Origin of the sequence: Variovorax boronicumulans NBRC 103145 (genome assembly GCF_001591345.1) — a bacterium.
Classification (GTDB): Bacteria; Pseudomonadota; Gammaproteobacteria; order Burkholderiales; family Burkholderiaceae_C; genus Variovorax; species Variovorax boronicumulans.
Map to the genome: position 1 here is coordinate 1 of NZ_BCUS01000074.1, position 15,321 is coordinate 15,321.

General features: G+C 69.9%; 16 protein-coding genes and 1 pseudogene. 6 read left to right on the forward strand and 11 right to left on the reverse strand.

The window, feature by feature from the left end; genetic code table 11:
* Positions 1-564: pseudogene (locus VBO01S_RS32715) on the forward strand (serine hydrolase domain-containing protein); the annotation flags it as partial.
* A gap of 12 nt (positions 565-576) precedes the next feature.
* Here the strand turns inward: VBO01S_RS32715 and VBO01S_RS20175 are convergent.
* The 3 genes from VBO01S_RS20175 to VBO01S_RS20185 are packed head-to-tail and all read right to left on the reverse strand — an operon-like array spanning position 577 to position 2,681.
* Complete coding sequence (locus VBO01S_RS20175; protein WP_062478459.1) at positions 577-1,476, reverse strand: ADP-ribosylglycohydrolase family protein; 900 nt, start codon at positions 1,474-1,476, stop codon at positions 577-579.
* A complete protein-coding gene (gene ybiA / locus VBO01S_RS20180) occupies positions 1,473-2,048 on the reverse strand; it encodes a riboflavin biosynthesis intermediates N-glycosidase (RefSeq protein WP_062478462.1) in 576 nt (191 codons plus the stop codon). The genes VBO01S_RS20175 and ybiA overlap by 4 nt, the downstream gene beginning before the upstream one ends.
* 12 nt (positions 2,049-2,060) lie before the next feature.
* On the reverse strand, positions 2,061-2,681 hold the full coding sequence (locus tag VBO01S_RS20185) for a DUF4291 domain-containing protein (protein ID WP_062478465.1): 621 nt from the start codon (positions 2,679-2,681) through the stop codon (positions 2,061-2,063).
* Between the two features lie 115 nt (positions 2,682-2,796).
* Here VBO01S_RS20185 and VBO01S_RS20190 point away from each other — a divergent pair, with 115 nt between their 5' ends.
* Positions 2,797-3,513, forward strand: coding sequence for an NUDIX hydrolase (locus VBO01S_RS20190; protein ID WP_062478468.1), 717 nt, complete (start codon positions 2,797-2,799; stop codon positions 3,511-3,513).
* A 12-nt stretch (positions 3,514-3,525) separates the two neighbouring features.
* Here VBO01S_RS20190 and VBO01S_RS20195 read toward each other — a convergent pair whose 3' ends face one another.
* The 5 genes from VBO01S_RS20195 to VBO01S_RS20215 all read right to left on the reverse strand — a co-directional run bounded on the left by VBO01S_RS20195 (position 3,526) and on the right by VBO01S_RS20215 (position 8,228).
* The gene (locus tag VBO01S_RS20195) at positions 3,526-4,758 is read right to left on the reverse strand and encodes an RNA polymerase sigma factor (RefSeq protein ID WP_062478470.1); all 1,233 of its coding nucleotides are present in this window, start codon (positions 4,756-4,758) and stop codon (positions 3,526-3,528) included.
* Positions 4,755-5,129 carry a YciI family protein gene (locus tag VBO01S_RS20200; protein WP_062478473.1) on the reverse strand — a complete coding sequence of 125 codons (375 nt, stop codon included), beginning with the start codon at positions 5,127-5,129 and terminating at the stop codon, positions 4,755-4,757. The genes VBO01S_RS20195 and VBO01S_RS20200 overlap by 4 nt, the downstream gene beginning before the upstream one ends.
* Before the next feature lie 149 nt (positions 5,130-5,278).
* Positions 5,279-6,640 (reverse strand): NAD(P)H-dependent oxidoreductase, encoded by a 1,362-nt coding sequence (locus tag VBO01S_RS20205; protein WP_062478476.1) that lies wholly within the window; start codon positions 6,638-6,640, stop codon positions 5,279-5,281.
* Positions 6,641-6,645: 5 nt separating this feature from the next.
* On the reverse strand, positions 6,646-7,521 hold the full coding sequence (locus tag VBO01S_RS20210) for a phytanoyl-CoA dioxygenase family protein (protein ID WP_062478479.1): 876 nt from the start codon (positions 7,519-7,521) through the stop codon (positions 6,646-6,648).
* A complete protein-coding gene (locus tag VBO01S_RS20215; RefSeq protein ID WP_062478482.1) occupies positions 7,518-8,228 on the reverse strand; it encodes a GntR family transcriptional regulator in 711 nt (236 codons plus the stop codon). The genes VBO01S_RS20210 and VBO01S_RS20215 overlap by 4 nt, the downstream gene beginning before the upstream one ends.
* Positions 8,229-8,344: 116 nt before the next feature.
* Between VBO01S_RS20215 and VBO01S_RS20220 the strand changes: the two genes are divergently transcribed.
* The gene (locus VBO01S_RS20220) at positions 8,345-9,301 is read left to right on the forward strand and encodes a threo-3-hydroxy-L-aspartate ammonia-lyase (protein WP_062478485.1); all 957 of its coding nucleotides are present in this window, start codon (positions 8,345-8,347) and stop codon (positions 9,299-9,301) included.
* A 6-nt stretch (positions 9,302-9,307) separates the two neighbouring features.
* Here VBO01S_RS20220 and VBO01S_RS20225 read toward each other — a convergent pair whose 3' ends face one another.
* The 3 genes from VBO01S_RS20225 to VBO01S_RS20235 form a co-directional block, all read right to left on the reverse strand.
* On the reverse strand, positions 9,308-9,958 hold the full coding sequence (locus VBO01S_RS20225; protein WP_062478488.1) for an ABC transporter ATP-binding protein: 651 nt from the start codon (positions 9,956-9,958) through the stop codon (positions 9,308-9,310).
* A complete protein-coding gene (gene miaA / locus VBO01S_RS20230; protein ID WP_062478491.1) occupies positions 9,955-10,950 on the reverse strand; it encodes a tRNA (adenosine(37)-N6)-dimethylallyltransferase MiaA in 996 nt (331 codons plus the stop codon). The genes VBO01S_RS20225 and miaA overlap by 4 nt, the downstream gene beginning before the upstream one ends.
* A gap of 95 nt (positions 10,951-11,045) precedes the next feature.
* Entirely contained in the window at positions 11,046-11,975 is a 930-nt protein-coding gene (locus VBO01S_RS20235) for an AraC family transcriptional regulator (RefSeq protein ID WP_062478493.1), read from the reverse strand.
* Between the two features lie 205 nt (positions 11,976-12,180).
* Between VBO01S_RS20235 and VBO01S_RS20240 the strand changes: the two genes are divergently transcribed.
* Genes VBO01S_RS20240 through VBO01S_RS20250 form a run of 3 tightly spaced genes read left to right on the forward strand, consistent with a single transcriptional unit; the run spans position 12,181 to position 15,313 of the window.
* A complete protein-coding gene (locus tag VBO01S_RS20240) occupies positions 12,181-12,528 on the forward strand; it encodes a c-type cytochrome (RefSeq protein WP_062478496.1) in 348 nt (115 codons plus the stop codon).
* 37 nt (positions 12,529-12,565) lie between these two features.
* Complete coding sequence (locus tag VBO01S_RS20245) at positions 12,566-13,039, forward strand: (2Fe-2S)-binding protein (RefSeq protein ID WP_062478499.1); 474 nt, start codon at positions 12,566-12,568, stop codon at positions 13,037-13,039.
* Between the two features lie 9 nt (positions 13,040-13,048).
* Positions 13,049-15,313 carry a xanthine dehydrogenase family protein molybdopterin-binding subunit gene (locus VBO01S_RS20250; RefSeq protein ID WP_062478502.1) on the forward strand — a complete coding sequence of 755 codons (2,265 nt, stop codon included), beginning with the start codon at positions 13,049-13,051 and terminating at the stop codon, positions 15,311-15,313.
* The last annotated feature ends 8 nt before the right edge of the window (positions 15,314-15,321 follow it).

The following is a 15,321-nucleotide window of genomic DNA, read 5'->3' on the forward strand; positions in this document are numbered from 1 at the left end:
GGCCCGCTGGGCCCGGCCGCCGCGCGGCTGCTCACGCCGCTCGCGCGCTACGAGGGCGCCGAGATCGGCTATGCCGTGATGGTGCGCGGCCCCGAGACCGGCCGGCGCACCTACTACCACGCGGGCGTCACCGAGGGCTACCGCACGCTCTGGCTGCTGGCGCCCGACACCGGCGAGGCGCTCATCGTGCTCGCCAGCAATCAGCGCGCGCCGCTGCAGCCCGTGATGCTCGCCATCGGCAAGAGCCGCTACCCGGTGCCGACGACCGAAGTGCCCATCGATCCGAAGCGCCTGCTCGACTACGCGGGCGAATTCCGCGTCGGCAAGGCGCAGGTGCTGGGCTTCACCGTGCGCGATGGGCGCCTGCTGGCGCGTGAATCGGGCAAGGGCTACAACCTTCTCACGCCCACCGGGCCGGATCGTTTTGCGGTGACGGCCATCGGGGCGCAGTTCGTGTTCCGGCGCGGCGATGGGGGCGAGGTGATCGGGGTCACGCTGTCGCAGGGTGGCAGCCGGCTTGAAGGGCGGCGCGTGGGGGCCGCCGCTGCCGTGACGTCGGATTGAGCGCGGACGCGTTCAGCGTTGCGCCAGCGCGAGCAGGTCGTTGGCCATCTGCGTGATCTCGTCGCGCATCACGAGCTGGCGCAGCCAGCCGGCGGGAATGCCGTCCACGCCGTAGAAGGCACCCGCGATCTGGCCGCAGATCGCCGCGGTGGTGTCGGCATCGTCACCCAGGTTGGCGGCCGCGAGGACCGCCTGCTCGAACGAGTCGGTGTGCGCGAAGCACCAGAGCGCTGCTTCGAGCGATTCGACGCAATAGCCCGAACCCTTGATGCGTTCGATCGGCTTCGAGGCGTAGTCGCCGCGTGCCAGCGCCGCGACTTTTTCGCTCAAAGGTGCCAACGGCGCGGTGGCCAGGATCGCAGCCTTGCTCTTGCCCTGCAGCGCTGCGCGCAGCTGCAGTGCGAAGACCTGCGAGCACTCGATGGCCTCCTGCGCGCCGTGCGTGGTGCGGGTGCTTTCTCCGGCCTGTCGCCACGTCGCTTCGGCGCTCGCTGCGTAGAGCATCGGCACCGGCGCGAGCCGCATCAGCGCGCCGTTGCCTGCCGTGCGCGGATCGGGGTCGCCCGCGAACGGATCGCCCGATGCGAGGTAGCGGGTGAGGGCGCCCGACACCGTGAAGCCGATGTCGAAGCAGCTTCCCGTGCTGCTCATGTAGCCCACGCTGCGCCAGTTGCAGTAGCGGTTCATCTGGTCGGTGGCATCGAAGCCCTGGCAATGGATCAGGCTCGCCGCGAGGCACAGCGCCATCGAGGTGTCGTCGGTCCATTCGCCGGGGATCAGGCCGAAAGGGCCGCCGCCGCGCATGTCGGTGATGGGCTCGAACGTGCCGCGCGTGCGGAACTCCAGCGTGGTGCCCACCGCATCGCCGCAGGCCAGCCCGAGCAGGCACCCCTGGTAGCGCGCCGCGTTCATGGGGCCGCCCCCAGTTCGTCGCGGGCTGCCATCAGCGCATAGCCCAGCAGGTTCAGGCCTTTCCAGGTGCGTGGGTCTTGCGCTGCCGCGTCTGTCGCAGCGAGGCCGATGCCCCAGATCGCATCGACGGGGCTCGCCTCGACCAGCACCTGCCGGCCGGTGCCGAGCAGGTACGCGCCGAGCGCCGCGTTCTGCGAGAACTTCGCAACGTTTCCGCGCGTCACGAGGTCGAAGCGCGCTTCGAGCCACGCCGCTTCATCGAAGTTGCCGATCTGGCGCCCCAGCTTCTTTGCTTCGCCGGGCGTGCGCGCGGCGATGATCTTTTCGCAGGTGGCCGCGTCACCGAAGAGCCGCGCCTTGCCGGCCATCATGAAATGCTCGGCGGTACGGTAGGTGACGCCTTCGACAGTGAAGGGCGCCTCGTACCACTGGCTGAAGCAGCTCTTGCCGATGCTGCCGTCCTTCGGAACCTGGTGGCCCCAGAAGAACAGGCAGTCGATCTTGTGGCCTTGGGCGATGTGCGCGAGCAGGTCTTTGTTGCTGCGCAGCGCGTGGGGTGTGTTCGTCGTCATTCCTTGTGGTCCTCAGGATTCGAAGCCGAGCACATGCTCGACCGGCAATTGCAGCCCGGGGTTGTCGTTCTGCGCCATCGGGCGTTGAGCGTCCACAAAGGCGCGCATGTCGATCACCTCGAGCAGTTCTTCATTCGCAAACGCGGCGAGCGTTCGGCCCCGCAAGCCCAGCTGAATCGCGCGGCGTTCCAGCTTGTTGCCTGCCGGTGCGTGGTCCGGGTCCCATTGCAGGCGAACCTCGGAACGGTTGACCGCCTCCTGCCACGCATCGCGATCAGGATAGCGCTCGGCATCGAAGGTCGAAGGCACGGCCTCGCGCACGACCCGTTCGAAGAACGCGCGGCGCAGCCGCAGCCCGAGCGTGACCTCCTGGCCTTCCTTGGTGCCCCAGCCGGAGCGATACATCATCCAGAGGAAGTTGGGTTTGATCCAGCTCATCCGTGAAAGGCTGAAGTCCGGTCCGTCGAGACGGCCGTGCCGGACCGCGTATTCGCCGATGGCGGGGCGGTAGGCCTGGTAGACGATGACGGACTGGGCATCGTGATGCGCCAGGATGTGCTTTCCGTCCTGCGGCCAGCGCTCGCGTTGGGCGAGATGGGGTTCGGTGGGAAGCGGCGTGGTCTGCTTGTTCATTGTTCTGGGTTCCTCTCGTTGTTGTTCTTCTAGCGATCTCATTGAGTTGCTCTGTGCAACTAATGATGGGTTGTATAGTACAACTAATAAATCCGGAGTCAAGCTGATCGTGACCATGCCCGCTTCAACGTTCCCTGCCTTGACCTTTCCCCGCCCGTTGGTCACTGTCGATGTGGCGATGTTCACTGTGCTCGACGACGCATTGCAGGTCTTGTTGGTGAAACGAGCGGCCGACAGCAACGAGCCGTTTCCTGGCAAATGGGCATTGCCGGGCGGCTTCATCAACACCAATGAAGATGCTTCGTTGCTCGATTGCGCACTGCGCAAGCTGCGTGAGAAGACCGGCGTGGTCACGCCCTATCTCGAGCAGCTCGGGAGTTGGGGCGGGGCGCAGCGCGATCCGCGCGGGTGGTCGGCCACGCACTGCTTCTATGCACTCATCCCTGCGCAGGCCATGCAATTGCGCAGCGGCGCCAACGCCGCCGAGGTGGCGTGGTTCGAGGTCGATGCGGCCTTGCGCAAACGTCTGGCGTTCGACCACGGAGAACTGCTCGAGGCGGCCGTTGCGCGTCTGCGCGCCAAGGTGGAATACACCTCGCTGCCGGCCTTTCTTCTGGAAGAGCCTTTCACCTTGCCGTCGCTGCAGCACGCCTATGAGGTCGTGCTGGGCCGTGACATCGACAAGAGTGCCTTCCGCAAGCGGATGCTGGACGGTGGGTTCATGGAAGAAGCGGGCATGGTGGCGGGCAGCCTGGGCCGGCCCGCCATGGGCTACCGATTGCGAGACCGATCGCAGGCCGCGTTGTTTCCGCGCACATTCAATGCGCGGTAGGCGCGGGTCGCCTCAGGCCCGTTCCGACATCGCGTGCAGGTACGCCCGCACCGCCCCATTGCTGCTCAACCCGATCGCCCGGTCGTACGCCTGCCGCGCCGCCACGCGCGCGCCGCCGGCCGCGAGCAGGTGCGCGCGCGCCGCCCAGAACGGCTGGTAGCTCGCCACCTCGTCCGATGGAATCGCATCGAGCGCGCGCAGCCCGATTTCGGGCCCGCGCGCATTCGCCAGCGCGCACGCCAGGCTGACCTGCGCGCCGATGCTCGGCCGCAGCGCGAGCAGGCCTTCGTACAGCGACACCAGCACCTCGGGCGGCACCGGTGCGCCGGCGCGGCGTTCGCAGTGGGCCGACTGGATCGCGGCCTCGAGCTGGTAGGGACCGAGCGACTGCATGGCCGACGCGATGCGCAGATGGTGCTCGGCCTCGGCCAGCAGCGCGTGGTCCCAGCGCGTGATGTCCTGCTGGTCGAGCGGCACGTAGGCGCCGGCCTCGGTGCGGCGGGCCGTGGTGCGCGCCTCGCAGAACAGCATCAGCGCCAGCAGGCCCAGCGGCTCGGGCTCGGCGGGCAGCAGGCGGCACAGGATGCGGCCCAGGTCGATGGCCTCGGTCGTCAGGCCGCGCGGCAGGGCATCGGCGCCGTCGACGTCGTCCCAGCCGGTGCCGTAGGCGGCGTAGATGCCGTCGAGCACGTCGCGCAGCCGGTGGGGCAGGTCGCGCGCCTGCGGGTATTCGAAAGGAATGCCGGCCGCGCGAATGCGGGCCTTGGCGCGCACCAGCCGCTGGCCCAGCGCGGAAGGCGAGGTGAGGAAGGCTCCGGCCATGCGCGCGGCATCGAGCCCGAGCACGGTCTGCAGCATGAGCGGCGCGCGCGCGGCGGCGTCGATGGCCGGGTGCGCGCAGACGAACAGCAGGCGCAGGCGCTCGTCGGGCACGGTGGCGGCATCGGGGTCGGCCTCGTCCATCTCGCCGGCGAGCAGCAGCAGGGTCTGCGTGGCGTCGTCCTGCACGCGGCTGTGGCGCCAGGCGTCGAGCTTGCGGTGCCGCGCGACGCTCAGCAGCCAGGCGTCGGGCTGCACCGGCACGCCGTCGGCGGGCCAGCGCTCGAGCGCGCGGGCGAAGGCGTCGGCCAGCGCGTCTTCGGAGGCCGCGATATCGTGCGTGCGGGCGGACAGGATGGCCAGCAGCCGCCCGTACGACTCGCGTGCCGCGCGTTCGGCGGCGTGGTGTGCCGCCGGAGTGGTCACGTCTGGCTCGCGCCCGCCGCTGCGGTGGCGGTGAAGACCGGCCGCACTTCGACACCGCCGCTGGCGGCGCAGGGCGCACGCGCGGCCCATTCGAGCGCCGCGTCGAGGTCGGGCACGTCGACGACGAAGTAGCCGCCGAGCTGCTCCTTGGTGTCGGCGAAGGGGCCGTCCTGCACCTGGCGCTTGTCGCCGCGCACGCGCAGCGTGGTGCCGGTCATGGGCGGCAGCAGGCCGTGGCCGCCGAGCGAAATGCCCGACTGGCGCACCGCGTCGGCGTAAGCGACCCAGCTGGCGCGGTAGGCCTGTGACGAGGCGTCGTTGCGTTGTTCGAATTCGGCCGCGGGTTGGTAGAACATCAACATGTACTGCATGGTGTTTCTCCGTGAGGAAAAGCTTGCCGAGCAAGATCGCTCACCACAATGACGGCCCGCAGCCGGTCATTTCGACACCGGACCGGTGCCGAGCAGAAGATTCTTGTCCTGTTCGCTCTTTGGCGCAACGTGGGCGCCAGGCCCCGCGCTCAGGCCGCGTGGGCGCGTACCGCGGGCGTGAACAGCGTTTCCATTTCCTGGCGCAGCCGGTAGGCGGCGGTGGTGGTGTCCATCGCCACGTCGGCCCAGCTCAGGCTCTGGCCCTTCTTGACGGGGCGCACGAGCCTGACGTTGTGCGCCAGCCCGAGCGGCAGGCCGCCCAGGCGCAGCGAGCGCTCGGCCGGCAGCAGCTTGCCCCAGACGGTGTAGCCGCCTTCGCCGTCGAGCATCTCGCCCGCCGCGAGGTCGCGCTTGGCGGTGGCGACCACGTCGGCGTTCCAGCCGGTGGCCACGCCGGTGGGCTCGCCGCGCAGCGCCACGCTGGCGACCGACATGCCCACCTCGAGCCCGATCAGGTGCCAGCGCTTGTACAGCGTGAAGTAGCGCCCGCTCGGGTCGGTGTGGGCGTTGTATTCCTCGAAGCAGTTCTTGATGTAGTCGGTCTCGGCCTCGACCGTGACCCACACGCCCATGCGGATGTCGTAGGGAATCTTGCGGCCGTCGGCCTCGAGCGACGAGATCACCTCGACCATGCCCTTGCGCTCCAGCACGCCGCCTTCGCTCTTCGGACGCGTGACGAAGGGAATGTCTTCCACGCTCGCGGGCGGGTAGAGCAGGCCGTCGGAAGGCACGCCCAGGCCGGTGGCGTTGGCCACGGCCGAGCTTTCGATCGATGGCTTGGAGCCGTCGAGAAAACTGTTGAACATCTTCGGGTTGAGCCCACCGCGCTTCGCCTGCTCGGGCGTGAGGCCGTAGTTGCCCCACACGGTCTCGGGCGTCGATTCGGTGAAGTGCGGCAGCCACTTGTGGCCGCGCCCGGCCGCCACCACCGGAAAGCCGCAGGTGCGGGCCCAGTCGACCAGGTCGCAGATCAGCGCGGGCTGGTCGCCGAAGGCCAGCGAATACACCACGCCGGCCTGCTGCGCCTTGTGCGCGAGCAGCGGGCCGCAGAAGGCGTCGGCCTCGACCGTCACGTTGACCACGTGCTTGCCGTGCGCAAAGGCATCCAGGCAGTGGTCGACCGCGGCGACCGGGTTGCCGGTGCACTCCACCACGATGTCGATGCTGGGCTCGCGCGTCACGGCCTGCCAGTCGTCGGTGATCCAGGTGGCGCCGGTCTTCAGCGCCTCTTGTACCGAGGCGGCGTTGCTGCGCTCGGCCTGCCAGCCCACGAGCTCCAGGTTGACGCGCGCGGCGGCGGGCGAGAGGTCGGCAATGGCGACCAGCTGCACGCCGGGCGTGCGCGGAATCTGCGCCAGGTACATGGCGCCGAACTTGCCGGCGCCGATCAGGCCGATGCGGATGGGGCGGCCTTCGGCGGCGCGCTGTTGCAGGCGGGTGTGCAGGCTCATGGCGGTCAGGCTTCCACGGTTTCGATCAGGTCGGGCGAGGTGCGCAGCGCGCTCTCGGGCAGGCCGTCTTTCCACGGCACCTCGACGGGGTAGGGCGTCAGCAGGCAGTCGTCGGGCAGCACCTCGATGGGCGTGAAGTCGCGGTGCGCGATGTACTCCGGCCGCTGGTGCCGGCGGATGTGGTTGCTGACGGCGCACAGGCTCAGGTACACCGCCACGCGGTTGAAGGGCGAGAGGTTGCTGCCCGAGGCATGCACGAGGCAGCTGTGGAACAGGATCATCGAACCGGCCGGCCCCTTGGGCGAGACGATTCCGCCCTGCTTGCCGCCCGCGCGATCGACCAGTTGGCGGATCAGGTCGTTGTCGACCGTCCATAGCGGGTAGCTGGTGGTCGTGAGGTCATGCTTCGCGTCGACCACGCCCTTGCGGTGGCTGCCCGGAATGAACATCAGCGGGCCGTTGTGCTCGGTCACTTCGTCCAGAAAGATGGCCACGTTCATCGCGCGCTCAGTGGGCATCAGGTCGTCGTTGAGCCAGGTGCCGTAGTCCTGGTGCCACTGCCACACGTCGCCCTCGAAGGCCATCTTGCCGTTGATCTTGAACTGGTGCATGTAGACCGCTTCGTCGAACAGGTCCATCACCGGCTCGACCATGCGCGGGTGCCGCGCCAGCCGCGCGAAGGGCTCGCTGATGAGGTGCGCCGCGAAGTTCGTGCGCACGGCGTCGGAGCCCTTCTCGCGCACGTTGAAGGCCGCGCGCTTGCTGTACAGGTCGGGCACCGCCTCGGTCAGCACCTTCGTCTCTTCGGGCGAGAAGTGGCCGGGGAAGAACAGGTAGCCGTCGCGCTCGAACTGCGCGCGTTGCTCGGGGGTCAGCTTCATGCCTTGTCTCCTTTCTTGGTGGGGGTTCCAGATGCGGATGCCGTGCGCGCCAGCTGCTGCGCGAGCCGCTCGGCCAGCGCGTCGCTCGCGCGCGAGACGTGCTCGTCGCTCAGGCGCGCGGCGCGTTCGACGTCGCCGGCGGCAATGGCGTCGGCAATGGCTTCGTGCTCGTCCCACAGCGACTCGCGCTGCGGCTCGGCCTGCAGCACCGCGCCCATCGCGCGGCGCAGGTGGCGCCAGTGCGGGTCGGCGCTCTGGCCGATCAGCGGGTTGTCCGAGGCGGCGTAGATGGCCTGGTGAAAAGCGACGTCGGCATCGATCATGGCTTCGACATTGCGCCCGCGCGCCGCGCGCCGGCCGCGCTCGATGAGCTTGGGGTCGATGCGAAAGCGCTGCTGCGCCGCCAGCCGCGCGGCCAGCACGTCGAGCGCGCCGCGCACCTGGTAGACCTTGCGCATCGCCTCGGCCTCCAGCGGCGCCACCAGCACGCCGCGCCCGGGCGCGTCCTGCACGAAACCGTCCTTCTTGAGCAGCCGCAGCGCCTGCAGCACCGGCTGGCGCGACACCGCGAGCCGCGCCGCGATGTCCTCCTGCGTGAGCCGCTCGCCCGGCGCGAGCGCGCCGCTGCTGATGGCGCCGAGCAGGGCGCGGTAGACCTGGTCGACGAGGTCGGGGGCGACTTCGATGCTGAGCAACTGGGCGGGCATGACGGGGCCTTTTCTGAACTCTGTATACAGAGTACGGACTTCGGCGACGGGGCGCATCCCCGGGTTTTTACCCATCGGGGCTGCAAGGAACGGCACGCCGCCGCTAAGCTCGACCCATGCAACTCCCTACCTACGACGACGTCATCGCCGCGGCCGCGCGGCTCGAAGGCCATGCCCACCGCACGCCGGTGCTGCAATCGACCACCGCCAACGAGCGCTGGGGCGCGCAGTTCTTCTTCAAGTGCGAGAACTTCCAGCGCATGGGCGCGTTCAAGTTCCGCGGCGCGTTCAATGCGCTGTCGAAGTTCGACGCGGCGCAGCGCAAGGGCGGCGTGATCGCCTTCTCGTCGGGCAACCACGCGCAGGCCATCGCGCTGTCGGCGCGCCTGCTGTCGATGCCGGCCGTGATCGTCATGCCCAAGGACGCGCCCGCCGCGAAGGTCGCGGCCACCAAGGGCTACGGCGCCGAAGTGGTGATGTACGACCGCTTCACCGAAGACCGCGAGGCGCTGACCAAGCGGCTCGCGCAGGAGCGCGGCATGACGATGATTCCGCCCTACGACCACCCCGATGTGCTCACGGGGCAGGGCACGGCGGTGAAGGAACTCATCGAAGAGACGGGCCCGCTCGATCACCTCTTCGTGTGCCTCGGCGGCGGCGGGCTGCTCTCGGGGTCGGCACTGTCGGCGCGCGCGTTGTCGCCCGCCTGCAAGGTCTACGGCGTGGAGCCCGAGGCCGGCAACGACGGCCAGCAGTCGCTGCGCGCCGGGAAGATCGTGCACATCGAAACGCCCAAGACCATCGCCGACGGCGCGCAGACGCAGCACCTGGGCGAGTACACCTTCGGCATCATCAAAAAGGATGTCGATGACATCTTCACCGTCACCGACGAGCAGCTCGTCGAGGCGATGCGCTTCTTCGCCGAGCGCATGAAGATGGTGGTGGAGCCGACGGGATGCCTCGCGTTCGCGGGCGCCATTGCGGCTGCGAAAGCCATCGAAGGCCAGCGCGTGGGCATCGTGATCAGCGGCGGGAACGTCGACCTGTCGCGCTACGCCTCGCTGATCGGCTGAATCTCCTCAGGCCCGGATGCCGCTCGCCGTCAGGTGCAGCAACCGGTCCGCCCGCGCCGCGGCGCTCTCCGAGTGCGTGACCAGCACCAGCGACGCGCCGTGCTCGCGCGTCTGGCCGATCAGCAGGTCCATCACCTTCGCGGCGGTCGATGGGTCGAGGTTGCCGGTGGGTTCGTCGGCGAGCAGCAGCGCGGGCCGGTGCACCAGCGCGCGGGCGATGGCCACGCGCTGCAGCTGGCCGCCCGAGAGCGTCTGCGGCAGCCGCGCACCCATGCCGGGCAGGCCGACGGCCTCCAGCATGTGGGCCACGCGCGCGTCTTCGCGCGGGCGGCCCAGCAGCATCAGCGGCAGCGACACGTTCTGCGCCACGTCGAGGTGCGGCAGCACATGGAAGGCCTGGAACACGAAGCCGACGTGCTGGCGGCGCCAGAGCGCGCGGGCCTCGCCGTCGAGTGCGCCGATGTCGGTGCCGTCGTGCGACACGCTGCCTTCGTCCCAGCTGTCGAGGCCGGCCATGCAGTTGAGCAGGGTCGACTTGCCCACGCCCGATTCGCCGACGATGGCGACGAACTCGCCGGGCGCGACCTGCAGGCTCACGTGTTCGAAGACCGGCGCGTCGCCGTAGTGCTTGCCGAGGTTGGAAAGGTGCAGCGTCATGCGGGCGTCGCCCCGCGCGCGATGTGAGCGATCTGTGCGATGTGCCGCACGGCGGCCTGCACCGCGTCGGGCGCGTCGCAGGCGATCACGGTGCGCTGCGGCATGCTGCGCAGCCAGGTGATCTGCCGCTTGGCGAGCTGGCGCGTGGCGGCGATGCCGCGCTCGCGCAACTCGTTCAAGGCCTTGGCATCGGGCGGCGCGTCGCCGCAGGCGTCGAGCATCTCCCAGGCCTGGCGGTAGCCGACGCAGCGCATCGAGGGCAGGTCGGGCGACAGGTCGCCGCGTGCGCGCAGCGCCTTCACCTCGTCGAGAAAACCGGCCGCGAGCATGGCGTCGAAGCGCTCGGCGATGCGCCCGTGCAGCCAGGCGCGGTCCTCGGGTTCGAGCGACACGAGCACGCCGCCGTCGACGGCCTTGGCGGCCTTGGTGTCGCTCGCATGGAAGCTCGACAGCGGCTGGCCGCTGCTTTCCCACACCTCGAGCGCGCGCTGGATGCGTTGGCTGTCCTGCGGTGCGAGCCGCGCGGCGGTGACGGGGTCGACCTGCGCCAGCCGCGCATGCATGGCGGGCCAGCCGAGCGCGACGGCTTCGGCATCGAGGCGCGCGCGCACGGCGGGGTCGGCGGCGGGCATGGCGTCGATGCCGTCGAACAGCGCCTTGAAGTACAGCATGGTGCCGCCCACGAGCAGGGGCAGCGCGCCGCGCGCGCGGATGGCGTCGATGAGCCGGGTGGCGTCGGCCACGAAGGCGGCGGCGCTGTAGCTGTCGCGCGCATCGAGGATGTCGATCAGGTGGTGCGGTACCGCGGCCTGCTCGGCGGCGGTGGGCTTGGCGGTGCCGATGTCCATGCCGCGGTAGACCAGCGCCGAGTCGACGCTGACGATCTCGACCGGCTGCAGCCGGGCCACGGCCAGGGCGACGGCGGTCTTGCCGGACGCGGTGGGGCCGGCGAGCGCGATGTAGCGGGGGGGAACAGGGGAAGCGGGGGGCATGCGTCGAGGGTAGCAAATGGCACGCACCGGGCCGCTGCACGGGGCTTGTCTGGGACGCCGGGCGGCTGCCCGGGGCTTTGCCCGTGACGCAGCGCTCAGGCGACGGCGGTCGCGTCCCGCATCCGCCGGATGTCGCGCAGCGGCGGCGCACCGAACAGGCGCGCGTACTCGCGGCTGAACTGCGAGGCGCTTTCGTAGCCCACGCGCACGCCGGCGGTGCCTGCATCGATGTTCTGGTTCAGCATCAGCTGCCGGGCTTCCTGCAGGCGCAGCTGCTTCAGGTACTGCATCGGGCTCATGCCGGTCACGGCGCGGAAGTGCTGGCGGTAGGTCGACGGGCTCATGTGCGCGGACGCGGCCAGCTCGTCCGCCTGCACGGGCTTCCTGAAATTCATCTTGAGCCACGCCAGGCTCTGCGCCACCTGCTGGCTGGGCGAGCCGACGGTCATGAGGCGCTGCAGCTGCGGGCCGTGGCGCCCGGCGAGCAGGCGCACGACGATTTCCTTCTGCAGCAGCGGCGCGAGCTGCGGAACGAGCCGGGGCTCGGCCAGCAGCTCGACGAGCCGCGTGACGGTGCCCAGCAGCGTCGGGTCGAGCGCGCCCAGCGACAGGGCGCGCTGGTTGTGGGGCTCCCTGGAGGGCGGCGGCAACGCCATCTCGGTCGCCACCTGCACGATGGCGCGCGGATCGAGCCGGATCATGAGGCCCAGGAAGGGCTGTGCCGCGCTGGCGCGGGTGACGTGCGCCACCACGGGCAGGTCGGCCGTGATCAGCAGCGACTGGCCGGCGCCGTATTCATAGATCTCGTCGCCGAGCGCCGCGCGCTTCTGTCCGCCGACCGTGATGCCCAGGCCGAAGCCGTAGATGCAATGCACGGGCTCGGTCGCGGCGCTGCGCCGGTGCAGCGAGAGCTCGGGAATGGCGGTGGCGTGGTCGCCGTCGTTTCGGGCAATGCGCCCGACGGCCGCGGCCAGGGCACCGAGGACGGCCGAATCGTCTGGCTGCGTCGGCTGTAGCACTTCCATCTGAATCCTTTCGGGTGCTTGCGCAAAGTCTAGCGGGCGCTTCTCATGCGCTTGGCGTTTTTGGCTCAGTCTCGTTGTTTCAGGCAAGAACGCGCGCGGATTGGGCAAGTGGCGGCGGGCGCTTCGTCGGACACTGGCCGCCGTGAAGTCCTGCCGCGCGCGGCGCGAGGACCGTGCTTTCCCCTCCACGATGATGAAAAAAGAAATGACCCACGACGAACGACATCCGCATCGCATCACCGCCTCGCTCGTGGCCGCACTGGCCATCGGCGCGAGCGCTGTTTGGTCCGCACCCGCCATCGCCAGCACCGCGCTGGCGCAGAAGTACGCGTGCGTGGCCTGCCACCAGCCCGCCGTGAAGGTGGTGGGCCCGTCCTGGAAAGAAATCGGCGCGCGCTATGGCGACGGCAAGGGCACGGCCGCGCAGCTGGCCGCCAGCATGAAAGCCGGCAGCTCGGGCAAGTGGGGCGCCATGCCCATGCCCGCGCAAGCCCAGGTGCCCGACGCGGACCTGCAAGCCCTCGCGCAATGGGTGCTCGACGGCGCCAAGTGAATCCGACCCATCCCACCCACCTACGGAGAAAACCCACATGAGCGCGCTCCACGTCAACGGCCGTGACCACACGGTCGACGCCGACCCCGGCACCCCTATCCTCTGGGCCCTGCGCGACACGCTGGGCATGACCGGCACCAAGTTCGGCTGCGGCGCGGCGCTGTGCGGCGCCTGCACCGTGCACATGGACGGCCAGGCCATCCGCTCGTGCATCACGCCCATCGCGGCGGCCGAGGGCAAGAAGATCACCACCATCGAAGCCGTGACCGGCGGCAGCGACCGCGTGGGCGCGGCCGTGCATGCCGCGTGGGTCAAGCACGACGTCGCGCAGTGCGGCTACTGCCAGAGCGGCCAGATCATGAGCGCGACCGCCTTCCTGCAGTCGCTGCCCAAGGGCAAGCAGCCCAGCACCGACGAGATCGACTCGGCCATGGCCGGCAACATCTGCCGCTGCGGCACCTACGCCCGCATCCGCGCCGCCGTGGCCGATGCGGCCAAGACCCTCGCCTAAGGAGCCGACATGCTGCCCCACATCGACTACAACGACCTGCCGCGCGCGCTGCAGCGCCTGATGGCCCAGCCTGCGACCGATGCATCCGACGAGGTCGCCACGCTGCCGCGCCGCAGCTTCCTGAAGATGGCCGGCGCCGGCGGCCTCGTGCTCGGCGCGTTCCCTCACATGGCCATGGCGCAGGCGGACGGCCCGGCCAAGGCCCGCGGTGCGCTCAAGCCGACGCAACAGCCCTCGGCCTTCGTGCAGATCGCGCCCAATGGCGAGGTCACGGTCACCATCAACCGCCTCGAGTTCGGCCAGGGCGTGCAGACCGGCCTGCCGATGATCCTGGCCGAAGAGCTCGACGCCGACTGGGCCCTGGTGCGCAGCCGCAACGGCACCAACGATGCGGCCTACGCCGACCCGCTGTTCGGCATGCACCTGACCGGCGGTTCCAACTCGATCAAGAACAGCTACACGCAGTACCGCGAGCTGGGCGCACGTGCGCGGGCCATGCTGCTGTCGGCCGCGGCGCAGCGCTGGAAGGTCGATGTGGCCACGCTGCGCACGCAGGCCGGCACGGTGATCGGCCCGGGCGGGCGCAAGGCGGGCTACGGCGAGCTGGCCGAAGCAGCCATGGCGCTGCCGGTGCCCGAGACGGTCACGCTGAAGAGCCCGAAGGACTTCCGGATCATCGGCCGCCCGACCACGCGCCTGGACGCGCGCGCCAAGAGCAGCGGGCGGCAGGACTTCGGCATCGACGTGAAGCAGCCCGGCCAGCTCACGGCCGTGGTGGCGCATCCGCCCGTGTTCGGCGCCCGCCTGGCCTCGGTGGACGACAGCGCGGCGCGTGCCGTCAAGGGCGTGAAGGCCGTGCTGCGCATTCCGCTGGACCGCGGCGCCGAGGGCGTGGCCGTGGTGGCCGACGGCTACTGGCCCGCCAAGCTGGGCCGCGACGCGCTCAAGCTGCAGTGGAACACCGAGGCGGTGGAGAAGGTCGACAGCGACAAGCAGCTGGCCCAGTACCGCGAACTGGCCGGTCGCCCCGGCAACCGCAAGTTCGACGCTGACATGGCGCCGCTGGCCGGCGCACCGCACAAGCTCGAGGCCGAGTTCGTGTTTCCCTACCTGGCCCATGCGCCCATGGAGCCGGAGAACTGCACCGTGAAGCTGTCGGACGGCCGCGCCGAGCTGTGGGTCGGCACGCAGTCCGCCGACCTCGACGGCCAGGCCGCGGCGCGCACGCTGAAGCTCGATCCCGCGCAGGTGAAGGTGAACGTGCAGATGGCGGGCGGCGGCTTCGGCCGGCGCTTCGTGGGCTCGAGCGACTTCGTGGTCGAGGCCTGCGAGATCGCCAAGGCCGCGCGCACCGCCGGCCTGAAAGACGCACCGGTGCGCCTGCTGTGGAGCCGCGAGGACGACATCAAGGGCGGCTACTACCGCCCCATGCACCTGCATCGCGCCCGCATCGGCTTCGACGCGCGCGGCAAGATCCTCGCGTGGGACCACGTGATCGTGGGCCAGTCGATCACCGCGGGCACGGTGTTCGCGGGTTCCATGGTGAAGGACGGCATCGACGCCACGGCCGTCGAGGGCATGCGCGATCCGTACCCCGTGCCGATGCGCCTCACGGTGCACCACCCGCAGGTGAACGTGCCGGTGCTGTGGTGGCGCAGCGTGGGCTCCACGCACACCGCCTTCGTGATGGAGACGCTGATCGACGAGATCGCCCGCACGACCAAGCAGGACCCGGTGGCCTACCGCATGAGCCTCTTCGGCGACAAGCACCCGCGCCACCGCGCCGCGCTGCAGCTGGCCGTGGACAAGAGCGGCTACGGCAAGAAGAAGCTGGCCGAAGGCCGCGCCTGGGGCGTGGCCGTGCACGAGTCTTTCGAGTCGGTGGTGGCCTATGTGGTCGAAGCGTCGGTGAAGGACGGCCAGCCCGTGCTGCACCGCGTGACCTCGGGCGTGCACTGCAACCTGGCGGTGAACCCGCGCAGCGTGGAAGCGCAGGTGCAGGGCGCGGCGGTGATGGGGCTGTCGACCTGCCTGCAGGGCAGCGCCATCACGCTGAAGGACGGCGTCGTGCAGCAGGGCAACTTCGGCGACTTCAGCGTGGCGCGCATCACGCAGGTGCCCGAGTTCGATGTGCACATCGTGCCGAGTGCCGATGCGCCCAAGGGGATGGGGGAACCCGGCCTGCCGCCGCTGGCGCCTGCCTTCGCCAACGCCGTGGCGCGGCTGACGGGCAAGCCCTTGCGCCAGCTGCCGTTCGATCTGGCCTCGGCCTGACGCGGGAA

Coding starts and splice junctions, on each gene's coding strand:
- VBO01S_RS20175 (WP_062478459.1), bottom strand. CDS start 1,476: ATGAACGCGGCGCGCTACCAGGGGTGCCTGCTCGGGCTGGCCTGCGGC.
- ybiA (WP_062478462.1), bottom strand. CDS start 2,048: ATGACGACGAACACACCCCACGCGCTGCGCAGCAACAAAGACCTGCTC.
- VBO01S_RS20185 (WP_062478465.1), bottom strand. CDS start 2,681: ATGAACAAGCAGACCACGCCGCTTCCCACCGAACCCCATCTCGCCCAA.
- VBO01S_RS20190 (WP_062478468.1), top strand. CDS start 2,797: ATGCCCGCTTCAACGTTCCCTGCCTTGACCTTTCCCCGCCCGTTGGTC.
- VBO01S_RS20200 (WP_062478473.1), bottom strand. CDS start 5,129: ATGCAGTACATGTTGATGTTCTACCAACCCGCGGCCGAATTCGAACAA.
- VBO01S_RS20205 (WP_062478476.1), bottom strand. CDS start 6,640: ATGAGCCTGCACACCCGCCTGCAACAGCGCGCCGCCGAAGGCCGCCCC.
- VBO01S_RS20210 (WP_062478479.1), bottom strand. CDS start 7,521: ATGAAGCTGACCCCCGAGCAACGCGCGCAGTTCGAGCGCGACGGCTAC.
- VBO01S_RS20215 (WP_062478482.1), bottom strand. CDS start 8,228: ATGCCCGCCCAGTTGCTCAGCATCGAAGTCGCCCCCGACCTCGTCGAC.
- VBO01S_RS20220 (WP_062478485.1), top strand. CDS start 8,345: ATGCAACTCCCTACCTACGACGACGTCATCGCCGCGGCCGCGCGGCTC.
- VBO01S_RS20225 (WP_062478488.1), bottom strand. CDS start 9,958: ATGACGCTGCACCTTTCCAACCTCGGCAAGCACTACGGCGACGCGCCG.
- miaA (WP_062478491.1), bottom strand. CDS start 10,950: ATGCCCCCCGCTTCCCCTGTTCCCCCCCGCTACATCGCGCTCGCCGGC.
- VBO01S_RS20235 (WP_062478493.1), bottom strand. CDS start 11,975: ATGGAAGTGCTACAGCCGACGCAGCCAGACGATTCGGCCGTCCTCGGT.
- VBO01S_RS20240 (WP_062478496.1), top strand. CDS start 12,181: ATGACCCACGACGAACGACATCCGCATCGCATCACCGCCTCGCTCGTG.
- VBO01S_RS20245 (WP_062478499.1), top strand. CDS start 12,566: ATGAGCGCGCTCCACGTCAACGGCCGTGACCACACGGTCGACGCCGAC.
- VBO01S_RS20250 (WP_062478502.1), top strand. CDS start 13,049: ATGCTGCCCCACATCGACTACAACGACCTGCCGCGCGCGCTGCAGCGC.